Source organism: Cupriavidus sp. LA-1, from assembly GCF_055385985.1.
The window spans coordinates 765,390-786,668 of sequence record NZ_AP031388.1 but is presented as its reverse complement, the minus strand read 5'-3'; the positions used below and the strand labels follow the sequence as shown (position 1 = coordinate 786,668).

General features: G+C 66.9%; 19 protein-coding genes. 10 read left to right on the top strand and 9 right to left on the bottom strand.

Annotation, left to right across the window (positions count from 1 at the left end):
- Positions 1–20: 20 nt before the first annotated feature.
- From ACZ5MJ_RS22680 to ACZ5MJ_RS22640, 9 genes are all read left to right on the top strand, one after another.
- Entirely contained in the window at positions 21–218 is a 198-nt protein-coding gene (locus ACZ5MJ_RS22680) for a hypothetical protein (protein ID WP_464225898.1), read from the top strand.
- 87 nt (positions 219–305) lie between these two features.
- Complete coding sequence (locus ACZ5MJ_RS22675) at positions 306–1,463, top strand: acyl-CoA dehydrogenase family protein (RefSeq protein ID WP_464225897.1); 1,158 nt, start codon at positions 306–308, stop codon at positions 1,461–1,463.
- 316 nt (positions 1,464–1,779) lie between these two features.
- A complete protein-coding gene (locus ACZ5MJ_RS22670) occupies positions 1,780–3,123 on the top strand; it encodes a TolC family protein (protein WP_464225896.1) in 1,344 nt (447 codons plus the stop codon).
- Positions 3,107–4,324 (top strand): efflux RND transporter periplasmic adaptor subunit, encoded by a 1,218-nt coding sequence (locus ACZ5MJ_RS22665; RefSeq protein ID WP_464225895.1) that lies wholly within the window; start codon positions 3,107–3,109, stop codon positions 4,322–4,324. The genes ACZ5MJ_RS22670 and ACZ5MJ_RS22665 overlap by 17 nt, the downstream gene beginning before the upstream one ends.
- A gap of 13 nt (positions 4,325–4,337) precedes the next feature.
- Entirely contained in the window at positions 4,338–7,460 is a 3,123-nt protein-coding gene (locus ACZ5MJ_RS22660; RefSeq protein WP_464225894.1) for an efflux RND transporter permease subunit, read from the top strand.
- Between the two features lie 315 nt (positions 7,461–7,775).
- A complete protein-coding gene (locus tag ACZ5MJ_RS22655) occupies positions 7,776–8,354 on the top strand; it encodes a hypothetical protein (protein WP_464225892.1) in 579 nt (192 codons plus the stop codon).
- Between the two features lie 95 nt (positions 8,355–8,449).
- Positions 8,450–8,653 (top strand): CsbD family protein, encoded by a 204-nt coding sequence (locus ACZ5MJ_RS22650; protein WP_464225891.1) that lies wholly within the window; start codon positions 8,450–8,452, stop codon positions 8,651–8,653.
- 180 nt (positions 8,654–8,833) lie between these two features.
- Entirely contained in the window at positions 8,834–9,610 is a 777-nt protein-coding gene (locus ACZ5MJ_RS22645) for a GntR family transcriptional regulator (protein ID WP_464225890.1), read from the top strand.
- Between the two features lie 64 nt (positions 9,611–9,674).
- Complete coding sequence (locus ACZ5MJ_RS22640; RefSeq protein WP_464226574.1) at positions 9,675–11,219, top strand: acetolactate synthase large subunit; 1,545 nt, start codon at positions 9,675–9,677, stop codon at positions 11,217–11,219.
- A 162-nt stretch (positions 11,220–11,381) separates the two neighbouring features.
- On the opposite strand, the gene ACZ5MJ_RS22635 is transcribed toward ACZ5MJ_RS22640, so the two are convergent.
- Both ACZ5MJ_RS22635 and bcsG read right to left on the bottom strand, forming a co-directional pair.
- On the bottom strand, positions 11,382–11,792 hold the full coding sequence (locus tag ACZ5MJ_RS22635; RefSeq protein WP_464225889.1) for a hypothetical protein: 411 nt from the start codon (positions 11,790–11,792) through the stop codon (positions 11,382–11,384).
- Between the two features lie 13 nt (positions 11,793–11,805).
- Complete coding sequence (gene bcsG, locus ACZ5MJ_RS22630; protein ID WP_464225888.1) at positions 11,806–12,213, bottom strand: cellulose biosynthesis protein BcsG; 408 nt, start codon at positions 12,211–12,213, stop codon at positions 11,806–11,808.
- A gap of 181 nt (positions 12,214–12,394) precedes the next feature.
- On the opposite strand from bcsG, the gene ACZ5MJ_RS22625 reads away from it, so the two are divergent.
- The gene (locus tag ACZ5MJ_RS22625) at positions 12,395–13,966 is read left to right on the top strand and encodes a glycosyltransferase family 39 protein (protein WP_464225887.1); all 1,572 of its coding nucleotides are present in this window, start codon (positions 12,395–12,397) and stop codon (positions 13,964–13,966) included.
- A gap of 80 nt (positions 13,967–14,046) precedes the next feature.
- On the opposite strand, the gene ACZ5MJ_RS22620 is transcribed toward ACZ5MJ_RS22625, so the two are convergent.
- The 7 genes from ACZ5MJ_RS22620 to ACZ5MJ_RS22590 form a co-directional block, all read right to left on the bottom strand.
- Complete coding sequence (locus tag ACZ5MJ_RS22620) at positions 14,047–14,619, bottom strand: hypothetical protein (RefSeq protein WP_464225886.1); 573 nt, start codon at positions 14,617–14,619, stop codon at positions 14,047–14,049.
- Between the two features lie 101 nt (positions 14,620–14,720).
- Positions 14,721–15,713, bottom strand: a complete 993-nt coding sequence (gene surE, locus ACZ5MJ_RS22615; protein WP_464225885.1) for a 5'/3'-nucleotidase SurE — start codon at positions 15,711–15,713, stop codon at positions 14,721–14,723.
- 103 nt (positions 15,714–15,816) lie between these two features.
- Positions 15,817–16,842, bottom strand: coding sequence for a 4-hydroxy-2-oxovalerate aldolase (gene dmpG, locus ACZ5MJ_RS22610; protein ID WP_464225884.1), 1,026 nt, complete (start codon positions 16,840–16,842; stop codon positions 15,817–15,819).
- A gap of 10 nt (positions 16,843–16,852) precedes the next feature.
- The gene (locus tag ACZ5MJ_RS22605) at positions 16,853–17,767 is read right to left on the bottom strand and encodes an acetaldehyde dehydrogenase (acetylating) (protein WP_464225883.1); all 915 of its coding nucleotides are present in this window, start codon (positions 17,765–17,767) and stop codon (positions 16,853–16,855) included.
- Positions 17,768–17,811: 44 nt separating this feature from the next.
- Positions 17,812–18,594, bottom strand: coding sequence for a 2-oxopent-4-enoate hydratase (dmpE, locus tag ACZ5MJ_RS22600; protein WP_464225882.1), 783 nt, complete (start codon positions 18,592–18,594; stop codon positions 17,812–17,814).
- 67 nt (positions 18,595–18,661) lie between these two features.
- Positions 18,662–20,224 (bottom strand): DUF1302 domain-containing protein, encoded by a 1,563-nt coding sequence (locus ACZ5MJ_RS22595; protein ID WP_464225881.1) that lies wholly within the window; start codon positions 20,222–20,224, stop codon positions 18,662–18,664.
- A 150-nt stretch (positions 20,225–20,374) separates the two neighbouring features.
- The gene (locus ACZ5MJ_RS22590; RefSeq protein ID WP_464225880.1) at positions 20,375–21,163 is read right to left on the bottom strand and encodes an SDR family oxidoreductase; all 789 of its coding nucleotides are present in this window, start codon (positions 21,161–21,163) and stop codon (positions 20,375–20,377) included.
- Positions 21,164–21,279: the final 116 nt, after the last annotated feature.

Here is a 21,279-nt window from a genome sequence, read left to right as displayed (position 1 = left end):
TAGGTACAAGCATAGCATCATTGGATCAGAAGTACATCCGCGTGTGTACGTCCGTCATTCTCAATTTCGCTTGCCATTACCCACAATTCGTCACATTGGCCAAGCCCGTCGCCACCATGGACAACGTCACGGACACCGCCGTGACTGCACACATCAAGAGTCTGGAGGCGCAACTGAACTGGCGGCCGATCGCAAGCCTGTCCGCTCGCCGGTGGTAGGAAAAATCATCCGTTCCGACGAATCTCACAGGCGCCGCGCGGGGGACACTCACCCGGTCATTCTCAAAAACACCAGGAGACCCCGCCATGCAACGCCTGATCTTCGACGCCGAACACGACGCCTTCCGCGAATCCGCCAGCCGCTTCTACCAGCGCGAGGTCGGGCCGCACGGCGAGCGCTGGCGCGAACAGGGCTGCGTGGACCGCGAGGTGTTCCGCAAGGCCGGTGAGCAGGGCTACCTGCTGATGTGGGCCGACGAGAAATACGGCGGCGCCGGCGTGGAGGACTTCCGCTATGAGCAGATCCTGATCGAAGAAAACGCGCGTCACGGCGACTCGGGCTTCTTCGGCACGCTGCACTCGCGGCTGGTGGCGCCGTATATCGGCCGCATCGGCAACGAGGAGCAATGCCAGCGCCTGTTGCCGGCTGCGGCCCGTGGCGAGTCGATCTTCGCCATCGCCATGACCGAGCCGCAGGCGGGCTCGGACCTGGCCGGCATGCGCACGCGCGCCGAGGACCATGGCGATCATTGGGTGCTGAACGGCGCCAAGACCTATATCTCGAACGGCCAGCTGGCCGACTGCGTGGTGGTGGTCGCGCGCACCGATCCCGACCGCAGCCACGGCCTGGGCCTGTTTATCGTCGAGCGCGGCATGCCCGGCTTCGAGCGCGGGCGCAAGCTGCGCAAGATGGGCCTGCACTCGCAGGACACGTCCGAACTGTTCTTCGACAACGTCAGGGTGCCCAAGGCCAACGTGCTGGGCGAGCCCGGCCAGGGCTTCCGCTACCTGACGCGCCACCTGGCCGAAGAGCGGCTGATCGGCGCCTGCGGCTACATGGCGTCGGCGCAGGTGGCGTTCGACCTCACGCTGGACTACGTCAAGGAGCGCAAGGCCTTTGGCCGTGCCATCGGCACGTTCCAGAACTCGCGCTTCAAGCTGGCCGAGCTGCGCGCGCAGCTGGATGCGCTGCAGACCTTTGTCGACCAGTGTGTGCTGCAGCACAATGCCGGCACGCTGACGGTGGAGACTGCGGCCTCGGCCAAGCTGCTGACCTCTGAGCTGCAGGGGCGGATGGTCGACGAGGGCGTGCAGTTGCACGGCGGCGCCGGCTATATGGAGGAATACCGCATCTGCCGCATGTACGCCGACGCGCGTATTTCGCGGATCTATGCCGGCAGCAGCGAGATCATGAAAGAAATCATTGGCCGCGGGCTGGGGCTGGACGATCGCGCCAAGTCCTGACAGTGGTGCAAGCGTTGCGTGGACGCGACGCTTGAGGCACTTTCCAATATCGGGTTTTCCCGCGCTTTTTGGCAATTCGCCGCTTTTCCTTCATTTTGTTGGCAGGATGAAAGCAATTTGTAATGGAATTCGGTTTGAATGCGGGCGGGAGATCGTGCGGAGGTGCCGAATAGACGTAGTACAGATACTATCCGGGCCGGATCTGGCGTGAAAATTCGCCAATCTGGTGCACCATTCGGCAGGCACGGTCGTTTACCTCAGACCGTTTTCGAATCGAGCCTGACTGACCGTGCATTGTTCCTTTACCCGAGCCGCCATGGCGACCCTGCTCGCCGTTGTGGCGACCGCGGGGCGAGCCGCCTCCGCGCCGCTCCCGGCCGATGGCCCGTGCATCCCGCCGCCTGCGAAAGCCAGCCTGACGCTGGCCCAGGCGCGCCTTGACGCCATCCGCTGCAACCGCGACATCATCGCAGCCCGGCGCGGCGAGGAAGCCAGCCAGGCCGATATCCAGATTGCCTCGCAGCGCCCGAACCCGGTGCTGAGCCTGGGCGTGGCCAATATCAACCCGCATGCCGGCATCGGCTCGGGCAACCTGCGCAGCAAGACCGTGGACTCGACCGTGCGGGTCGACCAGCTGATCGAAACCGCCAACAAGGGCGGCCTGCGCCTGGATGCGGCGCGCAAGGCCAGCGTGGCCGCCGGCGAGGTGGTGCAGGCGGTGGTGACACAGCAGACCAGCGCCGTCGAGCAGTCCTTTTTCGATGCCGTGGTCAGCCAGGAGCGGGTCGAGGTGCTGACCGAGACGCTCGCGCTCTACCACCGCACGCAACAGGCCAATGAAGCCCGGCTCAAGGCGGGTGATGTTTCGCGTGCGGACGTGACCAAGCTCCAGCTTGACGGGCTGCGCGCGCAGAACGACCTGCGCCAGGCCATGGCCGACCATGCCCGCGACAAGGCGCAGCTTGCCCAGTCCATGGGCGTGCCGGGCACGCTGGCGGACAATCGGCTGGTCGCGGACTGGCCCGCACTGGAGGCACCTGCGCCGCAGGTCGACCCGGATACGCTGCAGCGCCGTCCCGATGTGACGGCTGCCGAAGCCCGTCTTGCCGCGGCCGCGTCCGCGCGCGACCTGGCCCGCGCCGGGCGCGTGCCCGATGTCACGGTGGGCGCGCAGGCCGAGCACTATCCAGTCTCGCCGACCAATACCAACGGCAGTGGCAACAGCTACGGCGTCTTTGTCTCGATTCCGCTGTTCGTGCGTCACAGCAACGGCGGCGAGGCGCGCCGCGCCGAAGTGGACTACTACGCCGCCCTGGACGACCGCAACCGGGTACTGCTGGAGGCCCAGAACGAGGTCGAGCGCCTGCGCAGCCAGCTCGAGGCCTCGCGCCTGTCCCTCAAGCAGATGCGCGAATCCGTCGTGCCTGCCGCCGAAAGCGTCGCCGGCAGCGCCGAGTTTGCCTACTCCAAGGGCGCCACCGGCGTGCTCGACCTGCTCGACGCGCGCCGCGCCCTGCGCCAGACCCGCCTCGATGCCGTCAATGCGCAGGGCGAGTACGCCAAGGCCGTGTCTGCCTATCGCGCCGCATTGCAGGCTTCCACCACTCCCGCCAGTTCCCTTCCGAATTCCCAGGTCCGTACCGATGCGCCGCGCCCCTAATCTGCTGTCCGAAGTGTTCCGTGTTTCCCGCGCCGGCGTGCCTGCGCGCGTTGCCGCGCTGTCCCTGTGCGCGCTGGCGCTGGCCGCCTGCGGCAAGTCCGAAGCCCCGAAGGCCGATGACGATCCCAAGGTCAGCGGCAATACCATCCAGTTCCCGGCCAGCGTGAAGGCGCTGCCGGGTATCGCCGGCGAGGCCGCCAGGACCGGCGGCGAACGCATGCTGACCCTGCCCGGCCGGCTGGTGTGGAACGAGGACAAGACCGTGCGCGTGTCGACGCCGTTTGCCGGGCGCGTCACCGAGGTCCTGGTGCAGCCCGGCACCACGGTCAAGGCCGGGCAGCCGCTGGCAAGCCTGACCTCGCCCGAGTTCGGCGTAGCCCAGGCCGATGCGCGCAAGGCCACCGCCGATAGCGCGGTCGCGGCCAAGGCGCTGGCGCGGCAGCGCGAGCTGTACGGTGCCGGCATCGTCGCGCAAAAGGAACTGGAGCAGGCGCAGGCCGATGCCGCGCGCGCCGCGGCCGACCTGCAGCGCACCCAGGCGGCGCTCAGCCAGTACGGCGCAGCCGCGGGCGGCGCCGGCGCCGTCAATCAGCGCTTTCCCCTGCGCAGCCCGATCGACGGCCTGGTGGTCGAGCGCAACATCAACCTCGGCATGGAGCTGCGCCCCGACCAGCCGCCCGCCGCACCGCTGTTCCTGGTGACCGATCCCACCACGCTGTGGGCGCAGGTCGACGCGGGCGAGGCTGACATGGGCCTGTTCAAGCCCGGCGTGACCGTGAAGCTGGTGAGTGCCGCCTATCCTGGTGAAACCTTTGATGGCACCGTCGTCAAGGTCGCCGATTACGTCGACCCGACCGCGCGCAGCATCAAGGTGCGCCTGAGCGTGCCCAATCCCGAGCGCCGCCTGAAGGCCGAGATGTTTGTCACCGCCAGGCTCAAGGCGGCCTCGTTCCCGGGCATCGCCGTGCCGTCCAAGGCTGTGTTCCTGGCCGAGAACCGCAACTACGTCTTTGTACGCACCGCTCCGAACACCTTCGTGCGCCGTGAAGTGAAGCTGGGCGTCACGCTGCCGGGCACCTCGGAAGTGCTCGATGGCCTCAAGGAAGGCGAGACGGTCATTACCGACGGCAACCTCTACCTGCAGGATATCCTGCGCGATGCCACCGCCGTCAATGCGGCGCGCGCGGGCGCCAAGCACTGAGGACGGCCGCCACATGATTTCGCGTATCGTCAGTTTTGCCCTGCATCAGAAGCTCTTTGTCTGGCTGGGCCTGCTCATCTTCGTCGGAGGCGGCCTGGCTGCCTTCAAGAACCTGCCGATCGAGGCCTTCCCCGATGTCTCGGACATCCAGGTCAACATCATCACGCTGTACCCGGGCCGCGCCGCGGAGGAAGTCGAGCGGCAGGTGACCATTCCGATCGAAACCGCCATGGCGGGGACGCCTAACTCGGTGCGGGTGTTCTCGCACACGCAGTTCGGCCTGTCCTTCATGATGGTGACCTTCAATGACCGCGCCACCGACGTGACGGCGCGCCAGCAGATCCTTGAGCGCCTGCGCAGTGTCGACCTGCCTGACGGTGTCCATCCGGACCTGGCGCCGCTGTCCACCGCCATCGGCGAGATCTTCCGCTTCCGCCTGACCGGCAAGGGCTACACGGCGCAGGAACTGCGCACCCTGCAGGACTGGGTGGTGGAGAAGAACATGCGCCAGGTGCCCGGCGTGGCCGACGTGGTCACCATCGGCGGCACCATCAAGCAGTACGAGGTGAACCCGAACCTCGGGCGCATGCGCGACGCCAAGATTTCGCTGTCGCAACTGTTCACCGCGCTGCAGCGCGCCAACTCCAACGCCGGCGGCGGCGCCGTGGCGCAGGGGCGCCAGCAGTTCCTGCTGCGCTCGCTGGGCAGCTTCCGTACCTCGGCCGACATTGCCAACGTGGTCGTGGCCGAGAACAACGGCACGCCGATCCTGGTCAAGGACATCGCGGAGGTGAGGATCGGCAGCGCGCCGCCGCAGGGTCTGATGGGCCAGGACCACGAGGACGACATCGTCTCGGGCATCGTGGTGATGCGCAAGGGCGAGAACCCGTCGCTGGTGCTGGAGGCGCTCAAGAAGAAGATCGACCTGCTGGACGACCAGATCCTGCCCAAGGGCGTGAAGATCGTGCCGTACTACGACCGATCCACGCTGATCGACAAGACCCTGCACACGGTGTTCGGCAACCTGGTCGAAGGCGCGCTGCTGGTGATGGCCGTGCTGTACCTGTTCCTGGCCAATGTGCGCGCCGCCGCCATCGTGGCGCTGATCATTCCGCTGGCACTGCTGTCGACCTTCATCGGACTGACGTGGGTGGGCATTCCGGCCAACCTGCTGTCTCTTGGCGCGATGGACTTCGGCATCATCGTCGACGGCGCGGTGATTGTGGTCGAGAACATCTTCAAGCGGCTGGGCGAGCTCAAGGAACAGCAGATCAAGGACAGCAAGGCGCGCCTGCATGCCATCCTGCAGGCCACCACGGAGGTGGGCCGCCCGACCGTGTTCTCGATGGTCATCATCATTGCGGCGCACATCCCGATCTTCACGCTGCAGCGGCACGAGGGCAAGATCTTCGCGCCGATGGCCTACACGGTGACCGGCGCGCTGATCGGTTCCCTGATCCTCTCGCTGACGCTGGTGCCGCTGCTGTGCCACCTGCTGCTCACGAAGAACATCGCGCACGACGACAACTTCCTTGTGCGCCACTGCAAGCGGCTCTATGAGCCGATGCTGGCCTGGGCGCTGGACCACAAGAAGATGGTGGTCGGCATCGCCCTGGGCATGCTGGTGGCGACGGTGGGCGTAGGCAAGTTCCTCGGCAGCGAGTTCCTGCCCGAACTGGACGAAGGCTCGATGTGGGTCAGCTTCGACCTGCCCGCGTCGGTGTCGACCGATGAAGCGCGCGACCAGGCGCGGCTGCTGCGCAGCGTGATCCGCAAGACCCCGGAGGTCAACACCACCATCTCCAAGGTGGGGCGCCCCGACGACGGCACCGACCCCAAGCTGATCAACACCGTCGAGATCCTGGTCGACCTGAAGCCCGAGAAGCAGTGGCGCGACGGCTTCAACAAGCGCAGCATCATCAACGAAATCAACGCCAACCTGCGCAAGCTGCCCGGCATCGAGCCCAATTTCTCGCAGCCGGTGCGCGACAACATCCTGGAGAGCATCTCGCAGATCAAGGGCCAGATCGTGATCAAGGTCCAGAGCGACAGCCTTGAGCACAACAAGCGGGTGGCCGACCAGATCCTGGCCAACGTGCAGTCGGTGCAGGGCGTGATGCGCGCCTTCATCGACCGCGACGGCGAGCTGCCGCAGTATGTGCTGGAGTTCGATCGCGCCCAGGCCGCGCGCTACGGCATCAATGTGGCCGATGTGCAGGACCTGATGGAAACCGCGCTGGCCGGCAAGGCCGCGACCGAGCTGTGGGAGGGCGAGAAGCACTTCAGCGTGGCCGTGCGCCTGAAGCCGCTGGAGCGCGAACTGCCGAGCCTGCCGAACATCTTCATGCAGACGGCTGACGGCGCGCAGGTGCCGCTGTCGCAGCTGGTGACCTTCCGTGCCGCTTCTGGTGCGATGAACATCAGCCGCGAGAACGGCCAGCGCACCACCTCGATCGGCATCTTCATCCACGACCGCGACATGGGCAGCGTGGTGAAGGACATGCAGGCGCTGGTGGCCAAGAACGTCAAGGCCGAGGACGTCAAGATCAGCTGGTCGGGCGAGTTCGAGAACCAGGAGCGCGCCATGGCGCGGCTGTCCATCGTGGTGCCGCTGTCGGTGCTGGTGATCTTCCTGCTGCTGTTCAATGCGTTCAAGTCGTTCAAGAGCGCCACGCTGATCATCTCGAACATCCCGTTCGCGCTGATCGGCGGCGTGTTCGCGCTGTTCCTGACCGGCATCCCGCTGTCGGTGTCGGCGGCGATCGGCTTTATCGCGCTGTTCGGCCAGGCGGTGCTTAACGGCGTGGTGATGGTGACCTACTTCAACCAGTTGCGCGATGAAGGCATGCCGGTGCGCCAGGCCGTGCTGACGGGCTCGATGGACCGGCTGCGCACGGTGCTGATGACCGCGCTGCTGGCCATGCTGGGCCTGTTCCCGATGGCCATCTCGCGCGCCATCGGCTCGGAAACGCAGCGTCCGCTGGCCATTGTCATCATCGGCGGGCTGATCACCGCCACCATGCTGACGCTGATCGTGCTGCCCACGCTGTACGAATGGATGGTGGGGCGCAACTGGCCGGACGAGGAGGGCGATGCGCCCGGCGAGAACCGCTTGACGCCGTCGATTGCAGAATGATCACGGGCGGCGGGGGCGTACCCCTCGCCGCCTGTCCGACATCGATCGCAGGCTTATCGCCTGATATGACGCCGCCCTTGCCGGGCGGCGTTTTCTTTCCTGCGGCGCATTTCACAAGCACCTGCGCGACCCGATGCATGCGCGTCGTGTGGCTCGCCCGAATCGTCATGTCGGAATCGTCCGACGCACCTTTCGGCGCCCCACGCCTGCTTCCCCAATCCTCCCGAGCCTACGCTGTACTTACGGCGTAGCCAGCAGCGCAGCCGCCGGCCTCGCATGCATACCCATACGCAATTCTTCGGAAAGGAGCTCGACATGATGAAGAAATGGCTGACCGCAGCAGCGTGTTCGATGATGATTGCCGCCCCGGCGGGTTTTGCCCTGGCACAGACGACTGCCGGATCCAAAGCGGACTATGAGGCCGCGCAGAAGCAGGCTGACGCGGACTACAAGGCTGCCTCCGCCAAGTGCGATGGCATGAAGGCCAATGCCAAGGATGTCTGCAAGGCCGAAGCCAAGCGCGACCGCGACGTCGCCAAGGCCCAGGCCGAAGCCCGCCGCGACGGCACGCAGAAGGCGATGGCCAAGGCCGAGAAGACCAAGGCCGACCGCGACTATGACGTCGCCAGGGAAATGTGCGAGGACAAGAAGGGCAACGACAAGGACGTCTGCAAGAAGGACGCCAAGGCCGCCCATGAAAAGGCCCTGACCGCTGCCAAGGTCGACAAGGCCGCGGCGACCGGTTCGCGTGCCGAGGTGGCGGAAGCCCGCGCCGATGCGAAGAAGGACACCATGGACGCCGCCTACAAGGCCGACAAGGAACGTTGCGACGCGATGTCCGGCGAGTCCAAAGAGAAGTGCCAGGCCGACGTGCGGGCCAAGTATGGCAAGTAAGCACCATCCCGCCGGCTGATGGCGGGTCATTCACCTTACCACCCGCAGGGGGTGCCGCTGATGGCCCCCCCTGCCACCGGATGAAGGAGCACGACATGAACTGGGATCAGATCGAAGGCAAGTGGGAACAAGCCAAGGGCAAGGTCAAGGAGAAGTGGGGCAAGCTGACCGACGACGACATCACGCGGATCAACGGCAAGCGTGACCAGCTCGCCGGCCGTATCCAGGAGCGCTATGGCTATACCAAGGAGCGCGCCGAGGAAGAAATGAAGGCGTGGGAACGGGATGCGCGGTGGTAGCAGAACAGCCGCTTTGAGGTCGCAGCGGGACACCTTCGGGTGTCCCGTTTTTCTTGCTGCACGCCTATGCCCTGAGGTTAACCCTAATAGTCTAGTTATGTAGACTTTTTATACTGTCCGCTACTGGACGCCGCCATGCCGGAGGCGCCTCGACGCGCCTCGGGACCGGGCGCCTTCCTCATGTCGGATCCTCTTTCCAGCGAACTCCTCGCGCGCAGCCGCCAGCCTGTCTACCTGCAACTGGCCACCATCTTCCGCCGCCAGATCGAAAGCGGCGCCTGGCGCCAGGGTGAGCGCATCCCGTCCCTGGACGAACTGTGCCGCCAGTACGGCGTGGCGCGCATGACCATGCACCATGCCTTGTCGATGCTCGATGAAGAAGGGCTGGTGGAGCGCTCGCGCGGGCGCGGCACCTTCGTCAAGGCGCCGTGCCAGGCGCGGCGGCAGGTGTCGCTGTCGACCAGCTGGGACGAGGCCGTGGCCGTGGGCGCGCAACTGGACACCGAAGCCATGGTCGAGTCGGCCGGCAACGTGCCGCTGCCCGACGACCTGGGCATGCCCTGCGCCGGCGAGCGCGCGGCCGATTACCACTTCCTGCGCCGGCTGCACGGAGTCGACGGACGGCCGTTCGCAGTGGGCGAGGTCTATATCGAGGCCAGCGTCTTTGCGCGCGACCCGGATGCCTTCCGCCAGGGCGCGTCGGTGCCGGTGCTGGACCGCTTTCCCGGCATGGCGGTCAGCACCGCGCGGCAGCGCCTGTCGATCGTCGCGGCCGGGGCCGAATCCGCCGCCGCGCTGGCGCTCGCCGTGGGCGCGCCGGTGGCTGAGTTGCGCCGCTTCGCCTGCGTCCCGGCCGGGAGCGGCGAGATGATCGTCTACTACGCCCGCATTGAATTCCCGACCGAGTTTGTCTGCCTCGATTTCGACCTGCTGGCGGCGCGCCCGCATCCGGCATGATGCTCCCGGCAACCCATCCCAACCCTGCAACCTCCGAACCGGACACATGGACAACTCCCAACCGATGAACGGCGCCGAGAGCCTGGTCAAGACCCTGCTCGCCAATGGCGTGGACACCTGCTTTGCCAACCCCGGGACCAGCGAGATGCACTTCGTCGCGGCGCTGGACCGCATCCCGGGCATGCACTGCGTGCTGGGCCTGTTCGAAGGCGTGGTCACCGGCGCGGCCGACGGCTATGCGCGCATGGCCGGCAAGCCCGCCGCCACGCTGCTGCATTGCGGCCCCGGCCTGGCCAACGGGCTGGCCAACCTGCACAATGCGCGCCGCGCGCAGACGCCGGTGGTCAACATCGTCGGCGACCAGGCCACTTACCACCGGCCGCTGGATGCGCCGCTCACCGCGGATACCGAAGGCTGGGCCCGGCCGGTCTCGGTATGGACGCGCACGGCCACGCAGGCCGCTTCCGTCGGTGCCGATGCCTCGGCCGCGGTGCAGGCCGCCTGCGCCGCGCCGGGCGGTGTCGCCAGCCTGATCCTGCCGTCCGACGTGTGCTGGGATGCGGGTGGCGTGGTGGCTGCGCCGCTGCCGCCGCTGGCGGTGCCCAAGGTCTCTCCCGATGCCGTGCAGCAGGCCGCGCGCGTGCTGCGCTCGGGCCAGCCGACACTGGTCGTACTGGGAGGCAGCGCGCTGCGCGAGGCGCCGCTGGCCGATGCGCACCGCATCGCCGCGGCGACCGGCGCCCGGCTGATCTCGCCCATGTCCAATGCGCGCGTGGCGCGCGGGCGCGGCCGCCTGGCGGTGGACCGCGTGCCATATTCGGGCGATGTCGCGCGCGACAAGCTGGCCGGCATCCGCAACGTAATCCTGGTCGGCGCGCCGCCGCCGGTGACGTTCTTCGCCTACCCGGGCAAGTCGCCGCGCCCGTATCCGGAAGATGCCGTGATCCATGTGCTGGCACGTCCGGAGGAAGACCTGGCCGAAGCGCTGGCGCGATTGGCCGACGAGCTGGGCGCACGCCAGGCGGCCCTGCCCGCGGCCGATGCCCATGCACCGGTGGAACCCGCGCGTGGCGCGGTCACCTCCGAAGCCGTGGCACGCACGCTGACCGCGCTGCTGCCCGAGCAGGCCATCGTGGTGGAAGAGAGCATCAGCTTCGGCCGCGCGTTCTATCCGGGCACGGTGCACGCGGCCCCGCACGACTGGCTGCAGCTGACCGGCGGCGCCATCGGCGAAGGGTTGCCACTGGCGGTTGGCGCGGCCGTCGCAGCGCCGGACCGGCGCGTGGTGGCGCTGCAGGCCGACGGCTCGGCCATGTACACGCTGCAGTCGCTATGGACCATGGCGCGCGAGCAGCTCGACGTCACCGTGGTGCTGCTGGCCAACCGCAAGTACGCCATCCTGCTGGGCGAACTGGCTGGCGTGGGCGCCAACCCGGGCAAGACCGCGCTGGACATGCTCGACATCGGCAACCCCGACCTGGATTGGGTCAAGCTGGCCAATGGCATGGGGGTGGAAGGGGCGCAGGCCCGCGACATGGAGCGTTTTGCCGACCTGTTCCGCTTGGCCAACGGGCGGAAGGGGCCGTTTTTGATTGAATTGGTGATTTGAGGGGAGGGGGGTGTTGGGGGATTTGGGGGCTGGTTCGATGTTGTCGTAGGTTTAACCGGCTGACCCGACCTACAAAACCAACCCAACAAGCAGGACCCCCCGCCAGCTAAACCAGCAAAACATCCAAGCCAGCCAACACCCCCAGCGACAACCCAATCCCCCTCAATCCATCAACCCCGGCCACCCCTGCTCCCCATCCTCCCCAGGCACCCGCTGCACCATATATTCATGCAGCCGCGACAGTTCCAGCGCAATGCCGTCCGGAAACCCCTGCCGCCCGCCGCGCTTGTCGATCAGCAGTTCGACCAGGAAAGCATGCAGCGCCCCGGGGTGGACGGAGAGCGCGGCCAGCTGGTTGCCGATGCGGGCATAGCGGCGGCACAGTTCCACGGGGCGCGCCTCGACCGGCAGCGACGCCAGCCACCGTATGGCGATGTCTGTAAGCACCATATCTTCCGGCGAGGGCGGGCGCCGCACGTCGCTCCAGTCAGGCTCGGCTTGCACCGGCGGCGCGCCGTCCAGTACCTTTTTTGCTTCCTCAACGGTGACGAATTCAAATGAGAGGGGTTCCATGCCGGCTCCGGGATCAGACCAACGCGCTGCGCTGCGCACTAACGCACATTCTAGCGATTACGGCGCCGCGCAGGCCAGCTTGATAGCCATGCCGTGATTGAGCCGGAAGTCCTGGCCTCTGGAAGGTTTCAGGACAGGTCGACGAGGGCAAGCCATGAAGCCGGCCAATACACGCGGGCTGCCGCTGGCGCGCAGCGAAATCGATCCAGATCCCGTCCGGTGTGCGCACGATATAGCCGTTGCCTTTGCGCATGGGGACGGCGGCTTTGTTCTCGTTGACCATCTCGGTCTGCGGCAGGTCGTTGGCGTATTGCGCTAACGGCGGCGCCTGCGCGGCGAACGGGTTGTCGGCCACCAGGTTCGGCAAAAGCTGCGACAAGCCCAGGCAGGCTCGTGCTTTTCCGGGCAACCCTTGCAGCACCTTATCTCTGCCCACTACTCATGTCGCTATGTGCTACCGGGCACATACCCCTAGCCGATTCTGCTTGTAATGTTTTGTAATATTTTGAGATTATTGTGGAAGAAAGTGCTTGTCGTTTCATCTCAGCGCGAGCGGCGGGTCCGGTACGCCCCGCGTTCGCGTCGCAAGATCCAGGAAAAGAGTGGAAAAAGTTTCGGGCCCTACCGCAGTTCGCCAGCCAGCCTGGCAGAAGTCAGTCATTCTCTGGACGCAATCCACAGCTTTTCAGACACCTTCTGCCGGCCGGGTCTTCGCCTTGGCCGTGCTTTGTCATGTGCTTCTATGGACGATCCTGCCAAGCGTGCTGCTGAAAAACGCGTCGCTCGACATTGTCGAGGCGCTGGCGTGGGGCCATGAGTGGCAGCTCGGCTACGAGAAGGATCCCCCGCTATGGCCCTGGATCACGGAGGCCGTCACGGCATGGTCCGGCAAGAGCCTGTGGACTTGCTATCTGGCCTCCCAGCTTTGCATCGGGATCGTATTCCTGGCGGTATGGCGGCTTGGGTGCCGCATTGCAAGCCGGCGCGAGGCACTGATCGGTGTCCTCCTGCTGGAGGGCATCTACTACTTCAACTATCCCACCCCCGAGTTCAACGATATCGTCCTGCAGATGCCGTTTGCCGCCGTATTTGGCTGGTTGCTGCATCGTGCGCTCACGGGGAATCGGCTTGTCGACTGGGGGTTGAGCGGATTGATTGCCGGACTGGGGCTATGGGCGCGTTACTCGATGGGCGCGTATATCGCTGCCATGGCCATCTTTGTGCTGTTGCACCCGCAGGCGCGCCGGCGGCTTGCCGGGCCGGGCCCCTGGCTGCTGGTGCTTGTCGCCTTTCTCGTCTTCCTGCCGCACCTGCACTGGATTGTCGAGAGCGGCTTTATTTCCATCGACTACGTGGGCAGGCGCGCGCCGGCAGCAGAGAGTGCGAGCTACTTTGCCAGGCTGCTTTCGTTCATCGGCGCGCAGATCGCAGCCTGGATTCCAATGCTGGCCCTGGCTGCCATGATCTGGCGCTGGCGCAGCGCCGAAGCCCCGGCGCCGTCGGATACTGGCAGATTTGATCAGGCCTACGTGGCTGCCCTGGCGTTCGGGCCCATTGCCTTTTCCGTGGCGTTGTCGGTCGTCACCCACCGGCCGCCGCGGGTCATGTGGGCGGCCCCGCTGATGTGTTTCGCGGGCCTCTTCATTGCCACCAGGATCCGGCCGGTCTGGACCGCCGCAAGGATGCGCGCGTTCGGCCGCGCCTGGCTGGCGGTCCTGCTGTTGCCCGCACTGATTTTTGTGCTGGAACAAGTCTGCAAGCCGATGATTACCGGCAACGAAGGCCGGGCGCATTTCCCCGGCGAGCAACTTGCCGCCGAGGTGACCAGCAGATGGCAGGCCGAGACCGGGCAGGCCCTGAAGTATGTGATCGGCGATACCTGGCATGCCGGCAATGCTGCGTTCTACTCTGATGACCGCCCGTCAGCCCTTTTCTCGCACGGCGGCTATCGCTTCAGCCCCTGGATCACTCACGAAAAGCTGAACGCGTCGGGCGCCGTGCTGATCTGGGATGCGCGGAAAGAGGGAGCCGGCATTCCGCAGAGCCTTGCCGCGCAATATCCGGATGCGGTACTACAGCCGGCGTTTGCACTAAGGCGGAACGTCTCGGTGTATCAGATCGGCGTAGCGTTCCTGTTCCCGGCCGGCGCGAGCGCGGCCGGGGCAGGCATTTAGAACCCATTTCATGATGAAACCGGTTCTTGGGCGCCTGGCCAGGAGAATTCCCCTGGTCAGGCGCCCCAGCCGCTGAACGTCTAGCCGCAGCTTGCGTCCGCCACGCATACGCCGCGCACTACCATCTCTCCCATGAAGTCCATCGCGGCCTGGTCCGCGATCGCTTCGCGCAGCGCTTCCAGTGCGGCGTCGTGGGGGTCGTTGGCGTTGCCGGCCTCCAGCGGCGTGTCATGCCAGCGCCGCGGCACGGCGGCGGGGTCGATGTCGACCCCGGCACCGGTTGCCAGCGCGTCCAGCACGGCGGACTCCGCCGCGGCCATGGCGTCGACGGTCAGGTCACTGGCACGCGACTGTCCGAAACTGTCGAACGCCTGGCTCGGCGGTCCGCCCAGGACTTTCCACAACGCCAGTTCGGTCAGCGGCGAGCAGTTCACGATGCGCCCGCCCAGTACCAGGCCGTGCAGCCGCTGGCGGTTCGGTTCGCCCTGCGCGAGCCCGCCCTCGCAGCGCACCATCAGCGCCCCGCCCGGCACGTCGGCCAGGCGGAATGCGCCTCTTGCATCGGTCGTTGCATTGCGCACTTGTCCTTGCGCATCGCGTAACTGCACGGTGGCGCCTGCCAGCGCGGCGCCAACGGCGGCCGTGCCGGTCACTTCCGGCGCATGGTCATTCCCGCATGCTGCAACCGCTGCGACCCCGCATGCGAGCACGAGGTGGCGCCAGGTTTGAGGGTGCTTGCCCATGGTGTCGGCGCTCAAGGGGCCAGCGTGGCCAGCTCGCGGTGCGAGCGGTTGAACAGGCCGCGCGCCAGCGGCGTCGGGCGGAAATCGACGTCAAGCGGCGAGATCGTGATGAACTTGGCCAGGAAGGCAGGTGTCTCTGCTATCCGCGCCAGCGCCGCCAGCTCGGTCTCTGGCGCACCCACGTCGATCGATACCGTGCTGTCGGCATTGCGCTTGTAGGCTGTCGTAAAGGAATCCACGGTGCCGGGCGTGGTCAGCCGCACTCCGGCAGGCGCTCCTCCCGCAACGATCGGGTAGTTGATGCTCAGCGGGTGGGCCACCGGCAGCAATGGCTGGCCGGCGGGGCGCGTGGCTTCCAGGCTGGCGATGACGCGGGCCAGGAAGGCACCGGCCTTGGGGAACGCTGCCAGGGTGCTGGCAAAGCCGGTGCGTGCTTCGGCAAAATCCACGCCCACGCTCAGCGCAATGCCCGGTACACCGCGGCGCGCGGCGAACAGCACGTTCATCACCGTGCCCGAGTGCGGGATCGAATCCGACAGGTTCTCGCCGAAATTGGCGCCGGAGACGACCAGGTCCGGCGTGAAGCTGCTCTCCGGTCCGACGATCTTCAGGCCCATGGCGGTGGCGTCCACCGGCGAGCCGCTGCCCAGGTAGTCCGCGTTGGTGGCGTTGAGCGCGCTGCCCGCGACAAAGGTGGTCTTGATCCGGTGCACGCAATAGGTGTCGTTGCTGCCGGCCAGCGGCTCCACGAACAGGCGGGTGCGGCCGTCGGGCACGGCATAGGCAGCGCCCGAGCCGCTCTGGTTGCTGGCCGGGCCTACCGTGATGACGCGGTGGCCGGCGTCCTGCAGGGCCTTGCGGACCGCGCTGATGCCGGGCGCGGCGCAGCCGTCGTCATTGGTCAGCAGGATATTGAGCGCGTGAGCGGGGCTGGCCACGGCGGCGAGTGCCGCGGCAGCGATAGCGAGGCTGGCGACCCGCGGGCGGGCACGAAGCTTAAGCATGGGACCTGTCTCCTTTCTTCTTTTTTGCGTGATAAAACCCGTGGCAAGCAGTGCCGGCCGCGCCGCGGCGCCGCCGGGCTGGATCGGACGCGGGGCGGCGCCCTCAAGGCACCAGCAGTCCCCGCTCGCGCGCCAGCGTGATCGCGGTATCCTCGATCATGTCCTCCTGGCCGCCCACCAGCCGCTGCCGGCCGAGTTCAACCAGGATCTCGCGCGCGGGGATGCGGTACTTGGCCTCGGCGCGCTTGGCGAACAGCAGGAAGGACGAATACACGCCGGCATAGCCCAGCGTGAGCGCGTCGCGGTCGATGCGGATGGGGTGGTCCATGATCGGCACCACCAGGTCCTCGGCCACGTCGGCAATGCGGAACACGTCGACGCCGGTCTCGATGCCCATGCGCTCGCACACGGCCACCAGCACTTCCATCGGCGTATTGCCGGCACCGGCGCCCAGTCCCGCGGCGGCGGCGTCGATGCGGCAGGCGCCGCAGGCGATCGCGGCGAGCGAGTTGGCCACGCCCATGGCGAGGTTGTGGTGGCCGTGGAAGCCCAGTTCGGTCTCGGGGCGCAGCGCCTGCCGCACCGCGGTCAGCTTCTCGGTGACATCGTGCGGCAGCATGTGGCCGGCGGAGTCGGTGATGTACAGGCAGTTGGCGCCGTAGCTTTCCATCAGCAGCGCCTGTTGCACCAGCGTCTGCACCGGTGCCATGTGCGCCATCATGAGAAAGCCCACGGTATCCATGCCGAGCTTGCGTGCCATGCCGATATGCTGTTCCGAGACATCGGCCTCGGTGCAGTGGGTGGCCACGCGGATGGTATGCACGCCGATCTCGTGCGCCATGCGCAGGTGATCGACGGTGCCGATGCCGGGCAGCAGCAGGGCGGAGACGCGCGCCTGCTTCAGTTCGCCCAGCACCGCGCGCAGGTATTCCTCGTCGCTGTGCGCGGGAAACCCGTAGTTGACCGAGGCGCCGCCCAGGCCATCGCCGTGGGTGACTTCGATCAGCGGCACGCCGGCGGCGTCAAGCCCCCGGGCGATGCCCTTCATCTGTTCCAGCGAGATCTGGTGGCGCTTCGGGTGCATGCCGTCGCGCAGGGTCATGTCGTGCAGGGTGATGCGTTGGACCATGGCTGGCTCCTCAGGCGGTGGCGTTGGCGATGGCCTGCGCGCTGTCGGCGCGCATGGCGGCGGCGATGCACTCGGCGGTGCGGGCCGCCGAGGCGGTCATGATGTCCAGGTTGCCGGCATATTTCGGCAGGTAGTCGCCCAGGCCCTCCACCTCCAGGAAGATCGAGACGCGCTTGCCGTCGAACACCGGGCCGTTCTTCAGCGTGTAGCCCGGCACGTACTTGCGCACCTCGGCAATCATGTCGTGCACCGACGCGGTAATCGCGGCCACATCGGGCGCATCGTCGGTCAGGCAGTGGATGGTGTCGCGCATGATCAGCGGCGGCTCGGCCGGGTTGATCACGATGATGGCCTTGCCCTGGCGCGCCCCGCCCACGGCCTCGATCGCGCCCGCCGTGGTGCGCGTGAACTCGTCGATATTGCGGCGCGTGCCGGGCCCGACCGAGCGCGACGACACCGTCGCCACGATCTCGCCATAGGCCACCGGCTGCACGCGCGACACGGCATACACCATGGGGATGGTGGCCTGCCCGCCGCACGTGACCATGTTGACGTTCATCTCGTTGCTGCCGATATGGGCTTCGAGGTTGACCGGCGGCACGCAGAACGGCCCGATCGCCGCCGGCGTGAGGTCGATCACGCGCACGCCGCGCGCGGTCAGCTTGGCCGAGTGTTCAGCGTGGACATAGGCCGATGTGGCATCGAAGGCGATGCGGATATCGTCGGCCTCCAGGTGAGGCAGCAGGCCGTCGATGCCGTCGCTGGTGGTTTTCAGCCCAAGCTCGCGCGCGCGCGCCAGGCCTTCGGAGGACGGCTCCACGCCGACCATCCAGACCGGTTCCAGGAGGTCGCTGCGGCGCAGCTTGTAGAGCAGGTCGGTGCCGATATTGCCGGGCCCGATCAGGGCACATCGGATCTTGTTCATGGTGTCTCGCGTCGCAAGGTCAGGAAGTCAGGAAAGTCGTGAAGTCAGCAGAACACGGCGGTGCACCCGCCGATGCCGGTGATGTGCATGGACAGCCGGTCGCCGGCCTGCACGGGAATCAGCGCCGCCAGCGAGCCCGACAGGATGGTCTCGCCGGCCAGCAGCGGAATGCCGAAGCTGCCGAGGGTGTTGGCCAGCCAGGCCACCGCGTCGGCGGGATGCCCCAGCGCGGCGCTGCCCAGGCCCGTGGCCACGCATTCACCGTTCTTCTCAAGCGTCATCGCGCACGCGCCGAGGTCCAGCGCGTGCGGGCTGACGCGTTCGTCGCCGAGCACATAGACGCCGCACGAGGCGTTGTCGGCAACGGTGTCCTCGATGCGGATGCGCCAGTCGCGGATGCGCGAATCCACGATCTCGAAGCAGGCCGCCACCGCTTCGGTGGCGTCGAGGACATCGTCGCGCGTGACGCCGGGGCCGCGCAGGTCGCGCCGCAGGAAGAAGGCAATCTCGCCCTCGGCGCGCGGCTGGATCAGCGACGCCGCGGGAATGGGCTGCCCGGCGGCGTAGTGCATGCTCTGCAGCAGGATGCCGAAGTCCGGCTGGTGCACGTCCAGCATCTGCTGCACGGCTTCGCTGGTCACGCCGATCTTCTTGCCGGTGACGCGGTCGCCGGCGGCAAGCCGGTGGGCAATGAAGCCCTGCTGGATGCGGTAGGCATCGCGCACATCCAGCTCCAGTCCGCGGCCGCTGAGCGGCGGCACCGGCGTGCGCGTGACGAGCGCGTGGTGGAGTTCGTTGCTGAGCGTGGTGATCAGGTCGGCATTCATGGCAGGGGGGCTTGTGCGGCACTGCCGCGGCGCCATCGCGCCGCGGCAGTCCGGGTCGGAACGAAGGTCAGAACGAGTACTTGGCGTTAAAGGCCACGTAGCTGCGGTCAGCCAGCGGACGGTTGGCGACGCTCGCCCCGCCGAGAAACGCGGCGTAGGTCAGGTTGAGCTCCAGGTTGTTCAGGTACTTGAAGGTCAGCCCCACGCTGGCGCGCTTGTCGCCATAGCCCATCAGCGTGCCGAAGGCGCCGGCCACCGCCGCCTGGCCGCTGAACTGCTGCGCATAGGTGAGCGGCACCGTCATGTCCCAGCCATCGAACACATTGTTGTAGGTCAGCGACCAGCCCACCTGGAACGCCGCCGAGTTGCGGGTGTTCGACAAGTTGCTGAAGCCCATTACCGGATCCACGCTCAGCACGTGCAGGTAGGCGACTTCGCCCAGCAGCGTCTGCGAGTTGGCCAGGAAGGTCGGGCCTACCGAGTAGATGGCGGAGAGCTGGCCCTGCAGCGCCTTGCCGCGCGTCGCGGTGGGCGAACCGGCCACGTCCACCAGCATCGGCACGCCGTCCTTGTAGCTGACTTCACCGGCGACGTTGGCACCCAGCACCTGCGTCGAGAAGCTGGCGCCGGTCAGGTTGATGCCGCCGAAGTACTTCTGCTGGTATTGCAGCGTGGGGAAGAGCGAGGTGACCACGCTCGGGTTCTTGTCGTGATAGCGCAGCTGGTAGAGCCCGACCTCGGTGCCGTCGAACACGCGGAAGCGGGTGCCAATGCCCCATTGCCCCCAGTCGGACGGGCGGATATCGGGGCCGCGCGGGATGCTGAAGCCGGGTCCGATGATGAACTGCGCGCCCGGCCCCACCACGTCGGTGGTGCTGAAATAGCTGCCAGGGGCGAAGATCTGGTTCGGCTTGTAGGTGAACTGGTAATAGCCCATCACGCTGAATGCCGGCGTGACCTGCAGCTGCAGCGACGCCTGCGGCACCGGCAGCAGGATGTCCTTGACCTCGGCACCCGGCACGAAGGCCTTGGTCGCATCGGCAGGCCCTTGCGCGCCGGCGATATTGGCGAAGAACAGGCTCTCGCCCCAGGCGACCACCTGGTTGCCCAGCTTGAAGCTCAGTTGCGAGTCGCCGATCGGCGTCGCGCCATAGACATAGGCATCGAGCAGCTGCGCGCGGTGCTCGTGATAGTCCCGCGCGGAACCGGTGAACTCGTTGAACTGGCCGCTGTGGTTGACCGTGAACGGCGCATTGTTCGAGTTGGTGCCGCTGTAGGCCCAGTCCTGGAACACGCTGCCGCGCACCAGTGCGCCAAATACATCGTGCTTGACATGGGCTTCGCCCAGCAGCGAGACGCGGTTGGCGATCATGTCGCCGCGCTTGAAGTTGCGGTTGCCGTCATCGCCGTTGATATTCACCGGGCTCAGCAGCGTGTTGCTCGGTTTGCCGGTGCGGACCGCCGCGCCGTAGCTGGCGGTAACGCTGTAGTCGAGCGTGGTGTCGTGGCCGAGGTCGATGGTGTCGCCGGCCCGGGCGGGCGGCGCGAGCAGCGCGGCCAGCGCTGCCGCGGCAGCGATTGGCCGCAGCCGGTTGCTGCGTTTCAGTGAGCCTGGTGTTGGTGTTTGCATGGTGGTCTCCCCGTGGTGTCGGTCTTGGTTCATTGCCTGGCACTTCGATTGGCGCTCGCCTGGCCGCAAGCGTAGAGAGGGGACGCCATGCACAAATCGGCAGAACGGACTAGGCGGTTTCCCTACTGCGGCCGTTCAGCCGGCGGCCGCTCAGCCGCGATTGACCGAGGCCGCGTCCAGGAAGGCCGGGCGCTCGCCGCCGCCATCGATCACGAGATTGGCGCCCGACACGTAAGACGCCTGCGGCGATGCCAGGAACAGGCACGCGCCGGCGATGTCGTCCGGGTGCGCGAGCCGGCCCAGCGGCACCGTTGCGGCCATGCTGCGCAATGCCTCCGGGTCGCCATAGTGCTGCTGCTGCGAGGAATCGGTCAGCACCATGCCCGGGCTGACCGCGGCGACGCGCACCTTGGGTGCCCACTCCACCGCGAGCGTGCGCACCGCGTTGAGGATGCCGGCCTTCGCGGCGCCGTAGGCCGCCGTGCCGGGCGAAGGACGCAGCGCGCTGACGCTGCCCACGAACAGCTGCGTGCCGCCGCCGGCCTGTTGCTGCATGCGGGCATTGGCGCGCTGCGCGAGCTGCAGTGGCGCGACCAGGTTGAGCCGGATCACCGATTCCAGCAGCCGCGGCGAGGCCTCGGCGACCAGCGCGAACGGCGAGCCGCCGGCGTTGTGCACCACCAGGTCAAGCGTGGGGCTGGCCTGCGCAATCCGGGCAAGCATGGCATCGACCTGCTCGATGTCGCGGATGTCCGCCGGGATGAAGCAGGCGCTGCGGCCTGCCGCGGCCGGCAGTTCGCTGTCGTCGGCGGGCGCGGTGCGTCCGCACACGAAGACCTGTGCGCCGGCGCGCAGGAAGGCCTTGCTGATGGCGCGGCCGATGCCGCGCATGCCGCCAGTCACCAGCACGGTCTGGCCGGTGTAGTCAAATCCTGTCATGGGCTCCCCCTGGATGCTTGGAGCGCCCATCGTAGGAGAAGTGGCCGTCCGGCTCGTAGTCCGAATGAACGATGCCCGGGGTGCCGGCGCTGCGCAATATGCTGGGCAAACCACGG

Coding starts and splice junctions, on each gene's coding strand:
- ACZ5MJ_RS22675 (WP_464225897.1), top strand. CDS start 306: ATGCAACGCCTGATCTTCGACGCCGAACACGACGCCTTCCGCGAATCC.
- ACZ5MJ_RS22670 (WP_464225896.1), top strand. CDS start 1,780: ATGGCGACCCTGCTCGCCGTTGTGGCGACCGCGGGGCGAGCCGCCTCC.
- ACZ5MJ_RS22665 (WP_464225895.1), top strand. CDS start 3,107: ATGCGCCGCGCCCCTAATCTGCTGTCCGAAGTGTTCCGTGTTTCCCGC.
- ACZ5MJ_RS22660 (WP_464225894.1), top strand. CDS start 4,338: ATGATTTCGCGTATCGTCAGTTTTGCCCTGCATCAGAAGCTCTTTGTC.
- ACZ5MJ_RS22655 (WP_464225892.1), top strand. CDS start 7,776: ATGATGAAGAAATGGCTGACCGCAGCAGCGTGTTCGATGATGATTGCC.
- ACZ5MJ_RS22650 (WP_464225891.1), top strand. CDS start 8,450: ATGAACTGGGATCAGATCGAAGGCAAGTGGGAACAAGCCAAGGGCAAG.
- ACZ5MJ_RS22645 (WP_464225890.1), top strand. CDS start 8,834: ATGTCGGATCCTCTTTCCAGCGAACTCCTCGCGCGCAGCCGCCAGCCT.
- ACZ5MJ_RS22640 (WP_464226574.1), top strand. CDS start 9,675: ATGAACGGCGCCGAGAGCCTGGTCAAGACCCTGCTCGCCAATGGCGTG.
- ACZ5MJ_RS22635 (WP_464225889.1), bottom strand. CDS start 11,792: ATGGAACCCCTCTCATTTGAATTCGTCACCGTTGAGGAAGCAAAAAAG.
- surE (WP_464225885.1), bottom strand. CDS start 15,713: ATGCTTAAGCTTCGTGCCCGCCCGCGGGTCGCCAGCCTCGCTATCGCT.
- dmpG (WP_464225884.1), bottom strand. CDS start 16,842: ATGGTCCAACGCATCACCCTGCACGACATGACCCTGCGCGACGGCATG.
- ACZ5MJ_RS22605 (WP_464225883.1), bottom strand. CDS start 17,767: ATGAACAAGATCCGATGTGCCCTGATCGGGCCCGGCAATATCGGCACC.
- dmpE (WP_464225882.1), bottom strand. CDS start 18,594: ATGAATGCCGACCTGATCACCACGCTCAGCAACGAACTCCACCACGCG.
- ACZ5MJ_RS22595 (WP_464225881.1), bottom strand. CDS start 20,224: ATGCAAACACCAACACCAGGCTCACTGAAACGCAGCAACCGGCTGCGG.
- ACZ5MJ_RS22590 (WP_464225880.1), bottom strand. CDS start 21,163: ATGACAGGATTTGACTACACCGGCCAGACCGTGCTGGTGACTGGCGGC.